The following is an 18,169-nucleotide window of genomic DNA, read 5'->3' on the forward strand; positions in this document are numbered from 1 at the left end:
TAGCCTAATATTTATACGGCGATTATTGCCGTATATTTTAATTTTGGCAAACCTTTGAGCGACTTTGGTTTGTTGAAGTTTATTTTTACGGCGATAATCGCCGTGATATTTGAATTTTATAAACTAAGGATCACAGATCATCTGCCGACTGTCGCATTTGAAGGCGGGCAGTCGGGCAGGCACGGTTAACGTTAAAAGTAGGATCCAGCAGTTATCCGCTGAGCTGCATTGAGCCCGCTAAGGTTTCCTGTTAACCCGAGCGACCAGCAACAGCGCGACGATCAGCATCAACAGTGACGGCCCGAGTGCGGTAAGGGCCGGGTTAAACGCCAGCAGCAGCCCTAAATTAATCACAATCTGCACGAAGATCCAGGTCAGCAGGCCGACAATCACCCCCAGCGACAGACGACTGCCCATCCCCGGCGTTCGCGGATGGCCAAAGGTGAAGGGAAGGGCCAGTAAGATCATCGCCAGCAGCAGCAGCGGCCGTGCGGGTTTCTGCCACAGGGCAATCTGGTACTGCGCGGCGGGCTGTGCCGTATGCTGCAGCCAGGCGATATATTGCCTGAGCTGAGAGACGGTGAAGCTGTCGGTGGGCAGAGAGAGCGTCTGCAGATTGTTGCCGGGAAACAGCGATTGCCAAGGTAAAACCGGTTGAGTGACCATCGACTCTTTCCCCCCTGACCACTCTTTCCGCCGGGCATGATGCAGTATCCAGGTGGCACCCTCTGCAAGGGTGGCCGTCTCGGCATACACATAGCTGCGCAGTGAAAAGTCGGCGTTGTAGTAAAATATCTCAATGCCCTCCGGCTGGCCCTGCGTATCGACGCTCTTCACCCTGACAAATTCATTATCCCGCCGCGCCCACAGCGCACCCTGTGACGCTTCACCGTTGAGGCCGTTTGCCAGCGCCCGGTTCTTCAGCGTTTGCGCGCGCTGCTGCAGCGGTGACGCCACCCACTCATCAACGGCGGCCAGCGAAGCGGTAAAAATCGCGCCGGCCGACAGGGCGGCCAGCGCAATGCGGGTCACTGAATAACCGGCCATGCGGATGGCGGTCATCTCCTGGCTGGCAGAGAGCTGCCCCAGCCCGACAATGCCGCCCAGCAGCGCAATAAACGGGCTCAGGTTAACGATAACCCGGGGTACGCGCATCAGCACCACGGCCAGCGCCTGCGTCCAGTGATAGCCCCGGGCACTGACGTCTTCCAGTTCAGAAATAAAATCAAAGAGGGTAAACAGCGGGACCAGTAGCGCGGCCGCGGCTAAAAATCCGATAAAAATGTGGCGCACCAGATAACGACTGACGAGTTTCATCGGGAGAAGATCGGCAACAGGCCGAAGTCACGCGCTGACAGGGCCGACACGCCCAACAGCATCAGCAGTGAAAACAGCCATACGCCGGGCATGACGGGCAGGGTGCCCGTGGCGACCAGCGTACGGCAGACGTTACCGCCAAAAAAAATCAGGGTAAACACCAGCGCCAGCGGTAACAGAGTGGTGAACCGCCCCTGGCGTGGCTTCAGGCGGCTGAGCGAAACCGCCATCAGCGCCATTAACAGGGTGGTGATGCCGCGGCTCTCCCGCCACTGCAGCTCAGCTGCATCGGTCGGGGAAGAAGAGGCTACCAGCTGCCGCACGGAGAGGGATTTACTGCGCGCATCGTCATCCGGCTTCGCCGGCGTAGGGTACAGCTGCAGACGTTGATAGATATGCTGGTTATCTGCCATGCCGTGGTGGTCAAGGGTGTAAGCCGATCCGGCCAGCAGCGTCACTACCGGCACGCCGTCGGGCCAGGCGACGCTGGCCGAGCGGGCCCGCAGTACCGTAGTCACATTCGCCGTGCTGCGGTAGATCAGCGTGTCAGACAGATGATTCAGGTTTCGGTCAACCTGCTGCGCCAGGATCATGCTGCCGTTATCATCCAGATTAAATTTTTGTGCCTGCAGATGGCCGACGTCCAGCGTCGACTGTGCGTCCTGCCGCAGCAGGTCGATCTGCGCATAGGCCCACGGACGGACAACCATCGACAGGGCGGTGACCAGCATCGCCAGCGGTACTGCCAGCATGAGTACCGCTTTATAGATGCGCAGCGGGCTGATGCCGGCGGCAAAAAGCGCGGTGATCTCACTGTTACTGTAGAGCTGGCCCAGCGCCACGGCGGCCGCCACGTACAGGCCGACCGGCAGCAGCATCTCCAGCGCAATAACCACCTTATAAAAAACGATCGCCGCGACCGCTTTCAGTGCCAGGGTGCCATTTGCCGCCTCGGTCAGATAACGTTGCGCAGAATAGATGGCAAAAATAAAGATCAGGAAACCGACGATAACCATCACCAGGCGGCGGATCTCACGCATAATATAGTGCTCAATAAGAGTCATATTTCCCGCTGGTTTAGTCCCGATGCTGGCGGCAGAAGCCGCGGCTGTTTTTGAGGCAACAGAATGAAGCGGTTAACGGAGGCAATATGTTCATAAGGTGCTAATTTTTCATTCATCTGGTGACAATCTGTAAATAACCAGCGCCTCTGCTTGCCTGCGCGGCGCCTGCGGATTAAAAGCACGATACGCATCTCCTGCCGCACCGACATTATTTATCATTTGCAGCGGATCTTTGACGGTCAGTCAACCTGTTATGAATTAATCAGGTACAACAGTGATGCTTCAGGTAATACGTTTCCGATGAGTACATGACCTGCGGAAATATACTGCGCCATCATGTTATCTAAAAAAAACTCCCCGTTGAGTTTCCTTAATCCGCCCTGGCTAACGCAGCCCGCATAGCAGGTCATTAATGATGAGACGTTGGTTTGCCGATGGTGCATTTCGCACTATTTTACTGAACAGTGCTTTTTTGCTCTCCGGCAATGCGGTGAGCGCACTGTTAGGCCTGCTGGCGCTCTCCTGCGCCGGCAGGGGGATGTCGCCAGAGATGTTTGGCGTGCTGGTGGTGATTCAGGCCTATACCAAAGCCGTCAGCGATCTCGTTAAATTCCAGACCTGGCAGTTTGTGGTGCAGTTCGGCGTGCCGGCGCTGACCCGTCAGGATACGCAGCGCGTGCGGGAGGTCATCTCCTTCTCGGTCGGCCTGGATATGTTGAGCAGCGCCGTCGCCGTCGCCGGCGGCATGCTGTTACTGCCGTTTCTCTCCGCCTCGCTGGGGCTGGATGCCAGCAGTTTCCGGCTGGCGCTGCTCTCCTGCACGCTGATCCCCGCCATGGCTTCCTCGACGCCGACCGGTGTTTTACGCGCCTGCGATCGCTTCGACCTGATTGCCATCCAGCAGGCGACTAAACCGCTGCTGCTGGCGCTGGGCAGCGTAGCCTCCCTGCTGACCGGGGCCGGTTTTCCCGGTTTTGTTGCCTCCTGGTATCTTGCTAACGTGGCTGGTGGGTTGCTGTTCTGGTGGCTAGCGGCGTGGGAGCTGCGCCGCAGACGGATCGATAACGCGCTGCGGCCGGCGCTGTTCAGCGTCGGGCGGAAGATTGCCGGTGCCTGGAACTTTGTCTGGACCACCAACCTGTCGCACTCGATCTGGGCGGCGCGCAACTCCTGCAGCACCGTGCTGGTCGGCGTGGTGATCGGGCCGGTTGAGGCCGGGCTGTTTAAAATCGCCATGACCTTTATTGATGCCGCCGGCACCCCGGCCAGACTGCTGGAGAAGAGTTTTTATCCTGAAGTAATGCGTCTGGATCCGGCCAGCCAGCGCCCCTGGCTGCTGGGGCTGCGTGCTGCCCTGCTGGCGGGGGGGATTGGTCTGCTGTTTTCTCTGCTGATGTTAACGCTGGGTGAGTCACTGATCTCACTGATCTTTGGTGATAAGTATCTGGAAACTTACGGCTTAATCCAGATTATGCTAGGGGCGGTGGTGGTATCGATGATCGGCTTTCCGCAGGAATCACTGCTGCTGATGGCGGGTCGCCAACGCCCCTGGTTAGCCGTGCAGGCCCTCGCTTCTGCCGGCTATATTGCGCTGCTGGTAGTGCTGTCACACGTTTACCGGGTGCAGGGCTCGGCCTGCGCTTACCTGGGCGGACAGTGCCTCGAGGTCCTGATGATGCTGATTCTGACCCTGTGGGCCTGGCAACATCGCCGCACGATCCACACCGATACGCCGCTTGAGATAACAAAATGATATTCAAAACCCGACTTAAAACGTTTTCTGCTCAGGCGGTCGAGCTGCTGCTTACAGCGCTGGATGAAGATGACCGCATCGGTGACGCCAGCGGCTTACCGGCAACCCTGGCGGCACCCTGCACCCAGGCGACGATCGAGGATAACTACGCCCTCTGTCTGCAGCTGTGGGAGCAGGGCTTTACACGGCGGGAGCTGCGCGCGCTGGTCAGAAAAGTGCTCAGAGGGGCAACGCTCACCGAGGCCGAGGGGATGCGCTACAAGAGCATCCGCGCACGCTTCAAGCATCTGCGCTTCGCACAGCGGCTGTATCGCCGGCAGCATGATTCAACGCGGCTGTTTAAACTGATCACGGTATTTCTCGGACATTTTCAGGACGGCTTTCGCTACGGCAATGACCAGACGCTGCGCCTGTACGGCACCCTGCTGACCGTTCTTCTCAGCCGCCCGCTGTGGGCGCTGATGCGCTGTACGCTGCGCCATACGCGCCTCGATAACCTGCCGGGGTTTATGCGCCACTGCCAGCAACAGATGCACGAGCTGCGGACGTTGAGCATGAAGCCGCAGCTCACCGGCAGCGAGTTTCACGACGTGCGTAAAATCATCAGCCAGCAGGTCTCCTATTACGACACCCTCAGATCGCTGTACCCGGCGGATCGACAGGCTTACCAGACCTCGCGTTTCCTGGCGAATATCAACGGGCTGATGGGCCAGCGTCATGATGGAATGGTGGCCGACAAGCTCGCCGGCCGCCGGCATTACGACACACCCGATGCGTTAGATGCGGCGATTAGCCAGCAGCTCCGGCTGCTGACGGAGCACGCCAGCCAGGGATTAGTGCCGGTTTGAAGCTGAAAACCGTGCTGCTGTGGGCGCTGCTGATATTGCCGCCGCTGGCACCCGCACAGGATCTGCCGATCGGGCACCCGCTACCGCCGGTGGCTATCGACGAGTGCGGGGAAATGGTGCTGGAGAACGATGACATTCACTTGCGGCCGTGGAGCAGTGCGCAGTTGGCCGGCAGGGTACGGGTGGTGCAGTATATTGCCGGGCGCAGGTCGGCGAAAAAGAAAAACGCAATCCTGATCAAGGCGATTAAGGCCGCTCGTTTTCCTGCCGATCGCTTCCAGCCCACCACCATCGTGAATACCGCTGACGAACTGTTCGGCAGCGGATTTATCGTGCGCGCGAAGATCGCGAAGAACCAGCGGCGCTATCCCTGGGCGCAGTTTGTCATTGACTGCCAGGGCACGGGCGCGAAAACCTGGCGGCTGGAGGAGCAGAGCTCCACGATTATCGTGCTGGATAAGCAGGGGCGTGTGCGCTGGGTCAAAGACGGTGCCCTGACGCCGCAGGAGGTGAGTCAGGTGACCGGCTTAATCCATCAGCTGATCCGGTAACGGCTACTCTGTGATCTGCGACCATTTACCCGCCATCTATAACCTGTCAGGGCACGCGCCTTATCTTCTCAGTTCAGCAAACGCCCGGATGATCGCGTCAATCTCGTCATCGCTGTGGGCGGCGTTGACGCTGCAGCGCAGCAGTGTCATTCCTGAGGGCGCTGCCGGTGGCAATACCAGGTTCACATACACGCCTTTGTCGATCAGCCGGCGCCATAACGCCAGTCCAGCCTGCTTAGAGTCGATTATCACCGGCACGATCGGGCTGACGCGTGGCCCCAGCCGGTAGCCGAGTTCTGCCAGCCCGTGACAGAGCCGGCGGGCGTTATGCCACAGCTTTTCACGCAGATGAGGCCTGGCGATGCTGCGCAGCGCGGAGCGTGCCGTGGCAATCCCCGACGGCGAGGGCGAAGCGGTAAAAATGTACGGGCGGCTGCTGTAGCGCAGCACCTCCATCGCCTTATCCCCCACGGCAAAACCGCCAATTGAGGCGAGGCTTTTGCTGAAGGTGCCGAGGATAATATCGACCTCATCCTCTACACCCTGTTCTTCCGCCAGCCCGCGCCCGGTGGCACCCATCACGCCAAAAGAGTGGGCTTCATCGACCAGAATATAGCCGCCGTAGCGGCGTTTGATCCTGACGATTTCCGCCAGCGGGGCCACGTCGCCGAGCATGCTGTAGATGCCTTCAACGATAATCAGCGCCTCGCGCGCGCGCTCACCCAGCCGCACCATCCGCCGTTCAAGATCCTGGGCGTCGTTGTGGCGAAAGCGGATAATCTGCGCCTGGCCGAGCGTACAGGCGTCGTAAATGCTGGCGTGGGAGTCCTCATCAATCAGCACCACCGAATCCGGCGTTGCCAGGGTGCCGATCACCCCCAGGTTGGCGGTATAGCCGGTAGAGAAGACGATCGCCGTGGGTTTATTGAAGAACGCCGCGATCTCCTGCTCCAGCGCCAGATGCGCGCCAAAACTGCCGTTGGCCATCCGCGAGCCGGTGGTACCTGTGCCCTCGGCGGCCAGCGCCGCCTGGCCATCGGCAATGGCCTGCGGGCTGAACGTCAGGCCGAGATAGTTATTGGTGCCGGCCAGAATAATATGGCGATCGCCAATTCGCCCCTGCGTTGCGGAGAAGATCTCATCAATACAGGTGCCAAAGGGATTTAAACCGGAGGCCTGCAGCTGCTTTCTTTCGTCAGCCAGGCGTTCAAAACGGTCAAACAGACCCATTGCATTCCTCCTGGTGTTTCGTAATAGCTTCCAGTAACTGCTCAGGCGTTCTGACATTTAGCAGAATATTAATCGGGATTGAGATATCCAGCCTGTCCTCCAGCAGCATCAGCAGGTTCATTACCTTAATCGATTCGAGCCCGAGTTCATTGACCATGTCACTGTCCGGTCGGATCGGGTGCGTGCCGGCAACCAGCTCCTGCAGGCACTCAAGAATATCGTTCATTACTATTTCGCGTTTTTGCATCATCGTCTCTGTAACCCTGTCGTCAGTATTATCAAAACAGTTCGTCACGCAGCGCCTGCTCCAGGCGGATCGTCGGTGCCCAGTCAATGCGCTCAGACAGCAGCTGGTTGCTCGCTGACCAGTCGGGATGGGTCAACTCGCCGATTTTGCTCTGCGTCAACATTGGCTCTTTGCGGGAGATCCTTTGTAAGGCCTGGCTCAGGTGGGCCAGCAGCCTGAGAACGGGCAGCGGAATGCCTACCAGTCTTACCGGGCCATGGCGCACCGCCGCGCCGATCTCCCGCAGGCGTGGCCAGCTGTAGCCGCCGGGTAGCCCGTCACAGAGTTCATAAGGGCCGGCGGCAGCGTCGTGATGCTGCAACCAGCGGATGACGGCATGGGCTAAATCACAGACGTGCAGAAACGACAGCTGTGTTTGCGGCTGGCCCAGCCGCAGCAGCAGGCCGCGCAGCAGCCAGCGGAACAGCGGCTGCAGCTCCTTATCGCCGGGCCCGTACACCGCCGTCGGGCGAAATATCCCCAGCGCGAGCGGCCCTTTTTCGGCCGTCAGCCTTTGCTCGGCGACATATTTGGAGTGCGCATACCACGAGAGATGCGGATGGCGGGCCGCCAGCGACGAGATAAACAGGAAGCGTTTACAGCAGCTGTTTTCCTTCGCCATCTCTAGCAACCGCGTGCTGCCGGTAACGTTCGAAGTCATAAAGGCGGCCTGAGACTGCCCGCGCACCCGCCCTGCGCAGTGAACAACCGAGTCCGCCCCTCTGACCAGCTCCCGCAGCGAGTCGGAGCTCTCCAGCGACCCGTGGACCCAGGCCAGCCTGCGGTCGGCAGATTTCTCCGGCGAGCGGGTCAGGGCGCGCACGATAAAACCTGCGGCAAGCAGATGTTCGGCAATATGCTTGCCGATAAATCCGGTCGCACCGGTTAACGCCACGGTGGCGTTCATTGCGCATGGCCCGTCAGCCGCGGCGTCGGCGCGCCCGACCCGGTCAGATAGCGTTTTTTGGCCTCGGCGCGGGAGGGTTTGCCGGACGAGGTTTTGGGAATGCTGTGGGGCGGCACCAGCATGATATCCACCGCCACGCCGAACTCGCTCTGGATACGTGATGAGAGTGAATGAACGATCTGGCTGCGCCGCTCGGCGGAGCTGATCCGGCACTGGATCTGCAAAATAATGCGCGCGGCATCCTCACCGCCCGGCGTGGTAACAAAGGCAATCGCATCGCCGCTGCGGAACTCCGGCTCTGATTCGGCCACCCCTTCAATGTCCTGTGGCCAGATATTGCGGCCGCGGATAATGATCAGATCTTTTTTACGGCCGGTGATGTACAGATTGCCCTGCAGCAGATAGCCCAGATCGCCGGTGTCCATCCAGCCGTTCGCCCGGATCTGCTGTTGTGAGGCCGCATCGCCATAATAGCCGCTCATCAGGCTGGGGCCGGCGATGCAGATATGTCCGACCTGACGCTCTGGCAGCCGCTGTTGCCGATCGTTACGAATTTCGATGCGATGGCCGGGCAGCGCTTTGCCGCAGTTTACAAAGGTTGACCGCGCGCGCGCCGGGTCAACCGGCTCAACCGCGCGGCCTTCATGCTCCAGAATATGACGGTCAACAACGTGGCTTTGCGGGCCGGTTGCGCGATCGAAGAAGCTCACCGCCAGGGTGTTTTCAGCCAGCCCGTAGCAGGGCATAAAGGCGTCGCGGGCAAACCCCACCTGACTGAAACGATGGTAAAAGCGCGTCAGCAGATCGGAGGGAACCGGTTCAGCGCCGACACCTGCTACGCGCCACCTGGAGAGATCCAGCTCGGCCAGTTCTTTCTCACTGCTACGGCGCAGGCAAATTTCATAACCAAACGGCGGCGCAACCGAAATCGTTGCGGCGTTGCGGGTAATCAGCTTCAGCCACAGCAGCGGGCGCATGGCAAAGTCCTGCGTACGCAGGTAATCAACCGACAGCTGTGTCGCCATCGGGGTTAACATAAAGCCCACCAGCCCCATATCGTGATAGAACGGCAGCCATGAGACGCAGCGATCCCCGGCGTGCGCCTTAATACCGTCCTGGCCGATTGCCCGCAGGTTGGCCATCACCGCACGCTGGGTGACGATCACCCCACGCGGAAAGCGGGTGCTGCCGGAGGTATATTGCAGATAGGCAATATCGTCAGGAGCCGGAGCCCACAGCGTCACCTCGTATTCAGGCAGGGCGTTGAGGTCATCATGGCTGAGAATGCGCAGATCGGGGGGGATTTGTGCGGCATGGATCAGCGGTAGCCACTCGCTGCCGGCAATAATGACGGCGGGCTGGCAGCTGCTGAGCAGCCGTTCGAGTTTGCTGATACAGGACGCACTCTGGCCAACCCCCAGCGGAATGGCCAGCGGGACCGCCACCAGGCCGGCATACTGGCAGGCAAAAAAAATGTCGACAAATTCCGCACGGGTCTCCGCGAACAGCGCAACGCGCGTGCCCCGGGGCAAACTCATGGAAAGCAGTCGACGGGCGGCCTGGCGCGCACGCTGGCGTAACTCCCGATATTCCAACGCAATTACCAGTTGATTACGGCGGTCGTAAAAGTTCATGCCGGTGCTGCCTTGTGCCGCGTAATCCAACGCCGCTGCCAGCGAAGGAAAATCAGCATAGCGGATGGGGAGGGTATGGATCGAGCTGGTTTCGGACATTGACAACGTATCCTTAGAAGACAAAAAAACGGTTGATTGTTGTGATCACGGCCGGCCTTTCTTAATCGGTACCTGGTGTCGTGACAGCAGGCGAATATTAATTAACCGGGTATTTATAACGTAAGGCCGCTGGCATCCCGTATAGCTGATGCGCAGCGAATAATGCGGTGCGCAGGCTAAAGAAACAGAGCAAGGACGGGGCTGAATGCATGATTAACAGCAAATCATAGCCCCGCAGCGTTATCAGTTTGCACAACATCAGACCACGTTTTATGCCTGACTCTGAAATGGAGTTGATTATCCTATTTATTTTCTGCGCAATGTCATGTCTGATCCGTGCTTTTTTACCCGGAATGAGGTGAGTGTGGCTATAAAGCATTAATTGCCCGTTTGTTATCAGGTTATTCCTGGTGTTTGGCTAAGGGCGTACATCAGTGGTTAATTATATTATGTCGATATCTTTAGCATGATTTGTTAATGCGTGACCTGGTAAAGAAATTAATCTGTCCGGCCGCGCTGGCTCTGTGTTGTTATAAAAAATCGACATGATGGTATTTATGATTACAATAAAAAAAGTTGTCTCAAAACGCGATCTCAACGCATTTATCGGCTTTCCCACCACGCTTTTTCAGGATGACCCAAACTGGATAACCCCCCTCAGTCTTGAACGGCGGGAGCATCTGTCAGCCCGCAACCCCGCAGCGCAGCATGTGGAGTGGCAGGCATGGCTGGCAGAGCGGGAGGGAAGAGTGGTTGGCCGCATCATCGCGCAGATTGACTCCCTCCACCGCCAGCGCTACGGCGACGATAGCGGCCACTTCGGCATGATCGATGCCATCGACGACCCGCAGGTTTTCAGCGCGTTATTTAACGCCGCCGAAGAGTGGTTACGGTCAAAAGGCGCGCGCAACATCACCGGGCCCTTCAGCCTCAACGTTAACCAGGAGAGCGGCCTGCTGATGGAGGGGTTTAACACGCCGCCATCGGCGCTGATGCTGCACGGCAAACCCTGGTATGCCGACCGGGTAATGCAGCAGGGATACCGCAAAGGCATCGACCTGCTGGCCTATTCGATGCGCCTCAGCACGCTGCACTTCAACACCTCTTTGCGCAAACTGATGGACCACGCGCGCGATAAGGTGACCATCCGCCCGCTAAACCGCAAAAAATTCGCTGAAGAGATGCAGCTGCTGCGTGAAATCTTTAACTCAGGCTGGCAGAACAACTGGGGATTTGTGCCCTTTACCGAACACGAATTTGCCGCGATGGGCGATCAGCTCAAATTACTGGTGCCTGACGATCTGATCTGTATTGCCGAAATGGCGGGTAAACCGATCGCCTTTATCGTCGGCCTGCCGAATATCAATGAGGCCATCGCTGACTTAAACGGCAGCCTGCTGCCGTTTGGCTGGGCGAAGCTGCTGTGGCGGTTAAAGGTGCGCGGAGTGCGCAGCGCGCGGGTGCCGCTGATGGGGGTGATCAAGGCGCATCAGTTCAGCCGCCTGGGGCCGGTGGTGGCGCTGCTGATGATTGAAGCCCTGCGCGACGCGTTGATGCGCCGCAATATCGAGTCCGTGGAGATGTCGTGGATCTTAGAGTCCAACGCCGGCATGCGCGGCATACTGGAACGCATCGGCGCCGACCCTTACAAACGTTACCGGTTATTTGAAAAAAGGCTGTGATCGCAGTTGGCAGACTCTTCGCCTGCCACGGCCACGCCGGACAGCGCCGCCAGCGCCGCGCTGAATACCTGCTGATACGGCGCGCGGGAATCCAGATCGACGATGCGTGCGCCGTTATAGTTTAAGCGCGTCATCACCGCGATTTTGTCACCCAGTTCGCTATAGCTGTGATCGGGCTTACGGGAAAACGCGGTATCGACGTCAATCGCCAGGCGGATAATCAGCTGCGGGCGCAGTAACGCCATTTGCCGATAGAGTTGCTGCTCTTTACGCGCCAGCCGGGTGATCAGCCAGCCGTTAGCCCGTTCAGGGCCAATCCCCGGCCCGTCATAGTGAAAACCTGCCACCTCAGCCTGCGGATAGCGATCGCCGATCACCAGCACGCCGCTGGCCGCCAGACGCTGCGCCTTGCGTAAATTTCTCGCCCGCCAGCACGAGAGGCCGTACATCACCAGCGCCGCCCACAGCGGCGGCGACCGGTTGCGCATGCTCTGTGTTTTCTCTGATTTGGCGGCCAGGCGGCGCTCAAGCCAGGGCCCGATCAGCGGCAGGCGCTTAATTTTATCGCCCTGTTCCCCCGAAATCAGCCCCAGATAGCAGCGCGTGGTGGCGCGCTGAAGGTTCATCCTGCTGACCAGATCGGCGGTCAGAGTGGATTTTCCGCAGCCGTCACAGCCGACGATGGCGATCATGCCGGTAACAGAGCGGGCGGCAGGAACGGGAGGGGGAAGGTCGTTTTTTCTCATAGTGATAAAGCGATTAATCCACAGAAGGGGGAAGCGACAGTGAAAGGCGAACGGCCTGCAGCGAAGCATCCAGCACCCTGCTGGCCGGTTCCTGTCCTTTAAGGTCGATAATGGTGGCGCCGTTAAAATTGAGCCGTGGAATAACGCTGATTTTTTCACGCAGCGCCGCGATATCGTGATCGGGTTTGCGCTGGTGGGCGGTCTGCTCATCAATATCCAGGCGCAGCAACAGCAGCGGCGGATATGAGGCCATCCACCGATAGAGCGCCTGTTCTCGCCGGCGCAGGGCCTTAATCCAGCGGTTGCCGCCCTGCGCCCTGGCCAGCTGCGGGCCATCCACCCGAAAGCCGGGCGCTTCCGCCTGCGGATAACGATCGGTAATTAACAGCACCCCGCGGTGGGCTTTGTGCAGCATGCGTCTGAACTTAACCGTCCGCCAGCAGGAGAGCAGGAAGATTGCCAGCGCGGCGATATTCCCCGGCGGGCTGGCGGGGCGCTGATGAACCCGCCCGGCGCTGTTTAACAGATAGCGGCCAAACGGCGCGCCAATCAGCGGCAGGCGGCTAATCCACTCGCCGAGGCGGCCTGATGACTGTCCGAGATAACAGAGCTCGGCGGCCAGGCCAGGGGAGAGACGATTTACCAGGCCGGAGGCTAAGGTTGATTTACCCGCGCCATCACAGCCGGTGATGGCAATAACCCGCACAGGCGGATGTCGGGTCATATTTTTCATGTTCTGACTCATGGTTACCACTGTGTGAAGAGTAAAAGAGGACGAAATCGCGATATTATTTCCGCCAAAGTTATTTGTCTTGTTGAACGCGTGCTGTAAGCGCTGAGTACAGGCTGAATAAGAGTGTTGCGCATTAAAAGATAAAAATACTGCCTTTCATTGCCAGAGGTAATGTAAAGGCGATGTGCGAGAACGGTCGTGATTATTTAAGCATGATATGGTTAAGGCATGTAAAGGCAGTCAGATACAATGCGCAATTGTTTTTTTGTTGAATTTTAATCTGGCTTAAGCGTATTTTTCTTCGGGGTGAGGATATCGTATCTGGTCAGGGTTTGTGGTGCGTAAAATTATTGGTGGGAATGAATTTTATCCGGAAAGAAAAGCGCATCAGGGATTAAAAAAATGCGCTATGTAAAGACAAGGGAGTGATTAATGCAATCAAACACGCCTCCACTTATTGCGATCGTCGGTTGCGATGGCTCAGGAAAATCTACCGTCAGCGAACGTCTGCTGGTATTTCTGCAAAGCTGTGGCCCGGCGACGCGGGTCCACCTGGGCAAACAGGCGGGCAACGTTGAACGCGCGCTGGTCAGGTTGCCGTTAATGGGCCGGTTTCTTAAAAAGAAGATTAACCATAACCGCATCAGCGTCAGCCGGTCGCACTACAGCCCGCTAACGGCGCTGGTGCTGATGGCGTTTGTGCTCCGCCGGCTGCTGCGCTTTCGCCGCATGCTTAAGCTGCGCCGCCGGGGAAATATTATTCTGGCGGACCGGTTCCCGCAAATGGAGATTCAGGGTGGCTACGATGGCCTGCTGTTGCCGGCAGACGCCACCGCCGGCCGGCTGGTCAACCGCTTAGCCGGGCTGGAAAAGAGCGCCTTCCGCTGGATGACAGGCACTCGCCCCGACCTGGTGATCAAACTCAACGTATCGCTCGACGTCGCCTGTAACCGCAAGCCCGACCACCGGCGCACGTCGCTGGCGAAAAAAATCGCCATCACGCCACGGCTGACCTTCAGCGGCAGCCAGGTAGCGAACATTGATGCCGACCTGCCGCTGGACGAGGTGCTGAGTGAAGTCTTAAGCGTGGTGACCGACTTTATGCAGCGCAGCGGGTATCAGACCAGTGTATCCGGGCAGCCGATAAACCACGAGCACACCGCGGGTGGATAGCAACTGGTCGGTGCTGTGAACCCGCAACTTCTGAGGAACCTTAAATATGTCTGCTGACCCCCGGCCAGGACGGCCCCTGTATCAACGCCTGCTGATCAAGGCGGGCAAGCACGTGCTGCGCTGGAGCGGCCGCTTTCAGTCACGCCACTCGCTGATCCCGGACACGCCGCAGATAGATACCCGCGTTTTCGACTGGGTGCCGGCGCTGGAAGCCGCCTGGCCGGAGATCCGCGCCGAACTTGAGCACCTGCTGGAGAACCCGCAGCAGATCCCGGCCTTCCATCAGATCTCCCCCGATCAACAGCGCATCTCTAAGGGCGATAACTGGAAAACCTTCGGCATGGTGATCTACGGCAAACGCATCGATGACAACTGCGCGCTGTGCCCGTGCACCGCGGCGGCGATCGCCGCGATCCCGCATATGCGCACCGCGATGTTCTCGATCCTCAAGCCGAACTACCATATCGTGCCGCACAAGGGGCCGACGCGGGCGGTGGTGCGCGCCCACCTCGGGCTGATCGTACCGAAACAGGCCGACAAGGTCTGGCTGCGCGTAGACGACCGGATCCTGCACTGGCAGGAGGGTAAAGTGCTGCTGTTTGATGACTCTTACGAGCATGAGGTGCGTAACGACACCGACGAACTGCGCGCGGTGCTGTTTCTGGATATCGACCGGCCGATGGACCGGCTGGGCACGCTGGTCAACAGGCTGCTGTTCGCGCTGATCAACGCCAGCCCCTACGTAAAGCAGCCGCTGAAGAATCTGGCGAAGTGGAACCGTGAAGCGAACGACCGCTAACCGGCGTTTGCGCCCGCCAACGGGAGGACGAAAAAAAACCTGGTCACGGTAACGTGCCAGGTTTTTTGCTTCCCTGCCCGGTTGGAAGCCGTTCAGGAAGGAGTGCTACATGTATCGACTCGTCAGGTCATATCAGCATGCCTGACGGCACCATCGCTTTAACGTCGCGTTGCTGTTAATGACCCGCTCCGCCACTCAATCGTCGTCGCGTTCTCTCATCGCCCGCTGGCGCTCGTAGTAGTCATCTTCCGCCGTGATGATCTCATCCAGCAGTGAGTCCATATCCACCACGTGCTCTTCTTCCACGAACAGCCCGGTGAGCGGCACTTCCGGCGTTAGTTTGCCGTCTTCATACAGCTGCCAGATCTCTTTCGCATAGCGCGTTTTCAGCAGCTGCGGCGCGAACTGGCCGTAGTAAGCGGTGATGTTGTTCACGTCGCGCTGGAACATCGATTTGGCATGGTTGTTGGCGGCGGCGTCCACGGCCTGCGGCAGGTCGATAATCACCGGCCCCTGCGCATCCTGCAGCACGTTAAACTCCGACAGATCGCCGTGTACGATACCCACGCAGAGCATGCGCACGATATTGCGGATCATGGTGGCGAAATCCGCCACCGCTTCCTCTGCCGACAGGCTGATATCGCCCAGGCGTGGTGCCACGCCGCCTTCACCGTCGGTGACCAGCTCCATCAGCAACACGCCGTCCACGCACAGGTAAGGCTGCGGCACGCGCACGCCGGCATCCGCCAGGCGGAACAGCGCGTTGACCTCGGCCATCTGCCACGACTCCTCCTGCTGCTTACGGCCGAACTTTGACCCTTTCTGCATCGCACGGGTATTTCGCGAGCTGCGGTTCTTACGCCCCTCCTGGTACTGCACGGCCTGCTTAAAGCTGCGCTGCGTGGCTTCCTTGTACACCTTGGCACACTGCACGTTGCCATTGCAGAGCACGGTGTACACGTCGGCTTCTTTACCGCTCTTCAGCCGCTGCAGCACTTCGTCTATCAGGCCGTCATCAACCAGGGGCTGGATTCTGTTTGGGATTTTCATGCGGCTTTATACCCTATTTCAGCCGCTTTTCGTATCCATACCACCGCTGGCGATACTGAAAAAGTTGGCAGAGTTTGCTCATTGGCTGATTTTATCGAAGATCGGCAGAGAAATGCCAGAGTTAACAGAGACAAAAAAGATTGGTGGGGGGAGGGTTTCGAAGGGTTGTGGCGTGTGGGGAAGGGGGAAGCCGTAAAGAGTGAAAAATGTCACAGTTGTTGAGATGGCCGCCAGGCCGAACAGGATAGTACCTTCGTTTAGCGTCGCCCGCGTAATGGGGGCATGGAACGTATCATCCTGAGGTAGCGCTGAGTTTGCAATATTCGATAAGCTGGCCGGATTGAAAAGAGAAAACATAATGACGGTTTAAAACATCTTCATTATCCGTAGAAAAGCAAACGCTCTGTGCATCGATCGGCATTGGCCGCCGGAGCGCAGCACGATCGCCTACATCTCATTCTGTTAACAGGGCAGAGATAAACAGGAGCATGATGCAGCGCACCACGTGCAGTATCCACCTGACCGAAGCCAGATAATGGCTGTACACCGACGCCGCACCGGCGATGGAGCAACTTACGTGCCCGGCGCCGGAGCAGTTTGACCATCTGATCGGTTTATCTTGCCAGGCTTCTGCCGTTGACTGATGGCAGTTAGGGCAGCTTAAGAGAGTTTAAATACTCTCTTAAGCTGAAGGTCGCTCATTCCATGAATCATGAGCCAGTAAATTACCATCTCGGTACAGATGTGTGATCTTCTCATAACACAAGGCAACTTCTTCCATATGCCCCGTACCCGGACAATTCCGGGTATCGTGCATTACCGGACTGACAGAGATCACTTTAACGTTCTCCAGTGTAATTCGGTAATATTCGACCTCCTGCCCGGCATCATTAATATGATAAAATCTGAATTCAGCCGATCTTAAAGTCTGCCCGGTGGCTACTGCTTTGAAAAGATAGGGTGATGCACTATCCAGCTCTTTAGTAAAGTGGAAAGGGGAGTGCTGACGCGTGCCCGTGACTTGATCTTACCCATCAATAGTGGACACGCGACTAAGTGAGTAAACTCTCAACCAGAGGTGACTCACATGACAAAACCGGCCACAACCAGCAAAAAAACACGTAAGCAACACACACCCGAATTCCGTACAGAAGCCCTTAAACTGGCTGAACGTATCGGTGTCGCCGCTGCTGCCCGCGAACTCAGCCTGTATGAATCCCAACTCTATAACTGGCGCAGTAAACAGCAGGGCCAGACAACTGCCTCTGAACGTGAGAACGAACAGGCTGCCGAGATCGCCCGCCTTAAACGCCAGTTAGCTGAAAAGGACGAGGAGCTGGCCATTCTCCAAAAGGCCGCGACATACTTCGCGAAGCGCCTGAAATGAAGTATGTCTTTATCGAAAAACACCAGGCTGAATTCAGTATTAAAGCCATGTGCCGGGTACTGTGTGTGGCCCGAAGCGGCTGGTACGCCTGGCGGAGCCGGTGCACGGTAATCAATGCACGCCAGCGGTTCCGCCATGATTGCGACAGCGTCGTCAGTAACGCATTCAGCCGGGCTAAACTGCGCTACGGCGCACCCCGTCTGGCAGAAGAGCTGCGTGCGCAGGGCCTGACATACAATGTGAAAACGATAGCCTCAAGCCTGCGGCGCCAGGGGCTGCGGGCAAAAGCGTCACGGCGGTTCAGCCCGGTCAGCTACCGTGAACACGGTCTGCCGGTCTCAGAAAACCTGCTGAAGCAGGACTTTTACGCCAGCGGCCCGAACCAGAAGTGGTCTGGAGACATCACGTACTTACGCACGGATGAAGGCTGGCTGTACCTTGCCGTGGTTATTGACCTGTGGTCACGGGCGGTTATCGGCTGGTCAATGTCATCGCGGATGACAGCACAGCTGGCGTGCGATGCCCTGCAGATGGCATTGTGGCGGCGTAAGCGGCCAAAATACGTTATCGTTCATACGGATCGGGGCGGGCAATACTGCTCCGCGGTCTATCAGGCACTGCTGAAGCGGCATAATCTGCGCGGAAGCATGAGCGCACGAGGCAACTGCTACGATAATGCCTGTGCGGAGAGCTTCTTCCACTCACTGAAGGTGGAATGTATCCACGGAGAACGTTTTGCCAGCCGTGAAATGATGCGTTCAGCCGTATTTAATTATATCGAGTGCGATTACAATCGCTGGCGTCGTCACAGTGCCTGCGGCGGTGTCAGCCCCGGACAGTTCGAAAACCAGACCCTCGCTTAGGGGCGTGTCCACATTATGCGGGTAGGATCAACTCTCCCTGTTGCAGG

Annotated in this window: 17 protein-coding genes and 1 pseudogene; 7 read left to right on the top strand and 11 right to left on the bottom strand. The window is 57.9% G+C overall.

Annotation, left to right across the window (positions count from 1 at the left end; genetic code table 11):
• Positions 1 to 237: 237 nt before the first annotated feature.
• The 3 genes from lptG to ASF13_RS24685 are packed head-to-tail and all read right to left on the bottom strand — an operon-like array spanning position 238 to position 2,572.
• Positions 238 to 1,317: an LPS export ABC transporter permease LptG gene (lptG, locus tag ASF13_RS16470; protein ID WP_056238671.1), complete on the bottom strand. Its 1,080-nt coding sequence runs from the start codon at positions 1,315 to 1,317 to the stop codon at positions 238 to 240.
• Positions 1,314 to 2,381 (bottom strand): LPS export ABC transporter permease LptF, encoded by a 1,068-nt coding sequence (gene lptF, locus ASF13_RS16475; protein WP_056238674.1) that lies wholly within the window; start codon positions 2,379 to 2,381, stop codon positions 1,314 to 1,316. The genes lptG and lptF overlap by 4 nt, the downstream gene beginning before the upstream one ends.
• The gene (locus ASF13_RS24685) at positions 2,378 to 2,572 is read right to left on the bottom strand and encodes a hypothetical protein (protein ID WP_158239900.1); all 195 of its coding nucleotides are present in this window, start codon (positions 2,570 to 2,572) and stop codon (positions 2,378 to 2,380) included. Before ASF13_RS24685 ends, lptF begins: the two co-directional genes overlap by 4 nt.
• Before the next feature lie 224 nt (positions 2,573 to 2,796).
• Here ASF13_RS24685 and ASF13_RS16480 point away from each other — a divergent pair, with 224 nt between their 5' ends.
• From ASF13_RS16480 to ASF13_RS16490, 3 genes are read left to right on the top strand one after another with little or no spacing between them, the layout of a single operon-like run.
• Positions 2,797 to 4,134, top strand: coding sequence for a lipopolysaccharide biosynthesis protein (locus ASF13_RS16480; protein ID WP_056238677.1), 1,338 nt, complete (start codon positions 2,797 to 2,799; stop codon positions 4,132 to 4,134).
• Positions 4,131 to 4,982, top strand: coding sequence for a hypothetical protein (locus ASF13_RS16485; RefSeq protein WP_056238680.1), 852 nt, complete (start codon positions 4,131 to 4,133; stop codon positions 4,980 to 4,982). Before ASF13_RS16480 ends, ASF13_RS16485 begins: the two co-directional genes overlap by 4 nt.
• Positions 4,979 to 5,533, top strand: coding sequence for a YtfJ family protein (locus ASF13_RS16490; RefSeq protein WP_056238684.1), 555 nt, complete (start codon positions 4,979 to 4,981; stop codon positions 5,531 to 5,533). Before ASF13_RS16485 ends, ASF13_RS16490 begins: the two co-directional genes overlap by 4 nt.
• Positions 5,534 to 5,593: 60 nt before the next feature.
• Here ASF13_RS16490 and ASF13_RS16495 read toward each other — a convergent pair whose 3' ends face one another.
• Genes ASF13_RS16495 through ASF13_RS16510 form a run of 4 tightly spaced genes read right to left on the bottom strand, consistent with a single transcriptional unit; the run spans position 5,594 to position 9,689 of the window.
• Positions 5,594 to 6,763 carry an aminotransferase class I/II-fold pyridoxal phosphate-dependent enzyme gene (locus tag ASF13_RS16495; RefSeq protein ID WP_056238688.1) on the bottom strand — a complete coding sequence of 390 codons (1,170 nt, stop codon included), beginning with the start codon at positions 6,761 to 6,763 and terminating at the stop codon, positions 5,594 to 5,596.
• On the bottom strand, positions 6,750 to 7,010 hold the full coding sequence (locus ASF13_RS16500; protein ID WP_056239688.1) for an acyl carrier protein: 261 nt from the start codon (positions 7,008 to 7,010) through the stop codon (positions 6,750 to 6,752). The genes ASF13_RS16495 and ASF13_RS16500 overlap by 14 nt, the downstream gene beginning before the upstream one ends.
• A 31-nt stretch (positions 7,011 to 7,041) precedes the next feature.
• Positions 7,042 to 7,956, bottom strand: coding sequence for an NAD(P)-dependent oxidoreductase (locus ASF13_RS16505; RefSeq protein WP_056238691.1), 915 nt, complete (start codon positions 7,954 to 7,956; stop codon positions 7,042 to 7,044).
• Positions 7,953 to 9,689, bottom strand: a complete 1,737-nt coding sequence (locus ASF13_RS16510; protein WP_056238692.1) for a fatty acyl-AMP ligase — start codon at positions 9,687 to 9,689, stop codon at positions 7,953 to 7,955. Before ASF13_RS16510 ends, ASF13_RS16505 begins: the two co-directional genes overlap by 4 nt.
• 557 nt (positions 9,690 to 10,246) lie before the next feature.
• Here ASF13_RS16510 and ASF13_RS16520 point away from each other — a divergent pair.
• The gene (locus tag ASF13_RS16520; protein WP_056238706.1) at positions 10,247 to 11,371 is read left to right on the top strand and encodes an N-acetyltransferase; all 1,125 of its coding nucleotides are present in this window, start codon (positions 10,247 to 10,249) and stop codon (positions 11,369 to 11,371) included.
• Here the strand turns inward: ASF13_RS16520 and ASF13_RS16525 are convergent.
• A complete protein-coding gene (locus tag ASF13_RS16525) occupies positions 11,344 to 12,117 on the bottom strand; it encodes a hypothetical protein (RefSeq protein WP_056238709.1) in 774 nt (257 codons plus the stop codon). The two genes, ASF13_RS16520 and ASF13_RS16525, sit on opposite strands and share 28 nt — an antisense overlap.
• Positions 12,118 to 12,130: 13 nt before the next feature.
• The gene (locus ASF13_RS16530) at positions 12,131 to 12,862 is read right to left on the bottom strand and encodes a hypothetical protein (RefSeq protein ID WP_056238712.1); all 732 of its coding nucleotides are present in this window, start codon (positions 12,860 to 12,862) and stop codon (positions 12,131 to 12,133) included.
• Between the two features lie 420 nt (positions 12,863 to 13,282).
• On the opposite strand from ASF13_RS16530, the gene ASF13_RS16535 reads away from it, so the two are divergent.
• Positions 13,283 to 14,023: a hypothetical protein gene (locus ASF13_RS16535; RefSeq protein WP_056238715.1), complete on the top strand. Its 741-nt coding sequence runs from the start codon at positions 13,283 to 13,285 to the stop codon at positions 14,021 to 14,023.
• Between the two features lie 46 nt (positions 14,024 to 14,069).
• Positions 14,070 to 14,822, top strand: a complete 753-nt coding sequence (locus ASF13_RS16540) for an aspartyl/asparaginyl beta-hydroxylase domain-containing protein (RefSeq protein ID WP_056238718.1) — start codon at positions 14,070 to 14,072, stop codon at positions 14,820 to 14,822.
• Between the two features lie 195 nt (positions 14,823 to 15,017).
• Here the strand turns inward: ASF13_RS16540 and ASF13_RS16545 are convergent, their stop codons facing one another.
• The gene (locus ASF13_RS16545) at positions 15,018 to 15,872 is read right to left on the bottom strand and encodes a PA4780 family RIO1-like protein kinase (protein WP_056238722.1); all 855 of its coding nucleotides are present in this window, start codon (positions 15,870 to 15,872) and stop codon (positions 15,018 to 15,020) included.
• A 682-nt stretch (positions 15,873 to 16,554) separates the two neighbouring features.
• Positions 16,555 to 16,896 (bottom strand): annotated as a pseudogene (locus tag ASF13_RS23690) (Hcp family type VI secretion system effector); the annotation flags it as partial.
• 63 nt (positions 16,897 to 16,959) lie between these two features.
• Here ASF13_RS23690 and ASF13_RS16560 point away from each other — a divergent pair.
• Positions 16,960 to 18,122, top strand: a protein-coding gene (locus tag ASF13_RS16560) for an IS3 family transposase (protein WP_156365608.1) whose coding sequence is annotated in 2 segments (ribosomal slippage) — positions 16,960 to 17,221 and positions 17,221 to 18,122 — 1,164 coding nt in all. Because the reading frame shifts where the segments join, the coding sequence is not laid out codon by codon here.
• The last annotated feature ends 47 nt before the right edge of the window (positions 18,123 to 18,169 follow it).

Source organism: Erwinia sp. Leaf53, from assembly GCF_001422605.1.
Classification (GTDB): domain Bacteria; phylum Pseudomonadota; class Gammaproteobacteria; order Enterobacterales; family Enterobacteriaceae; genus Erwinia.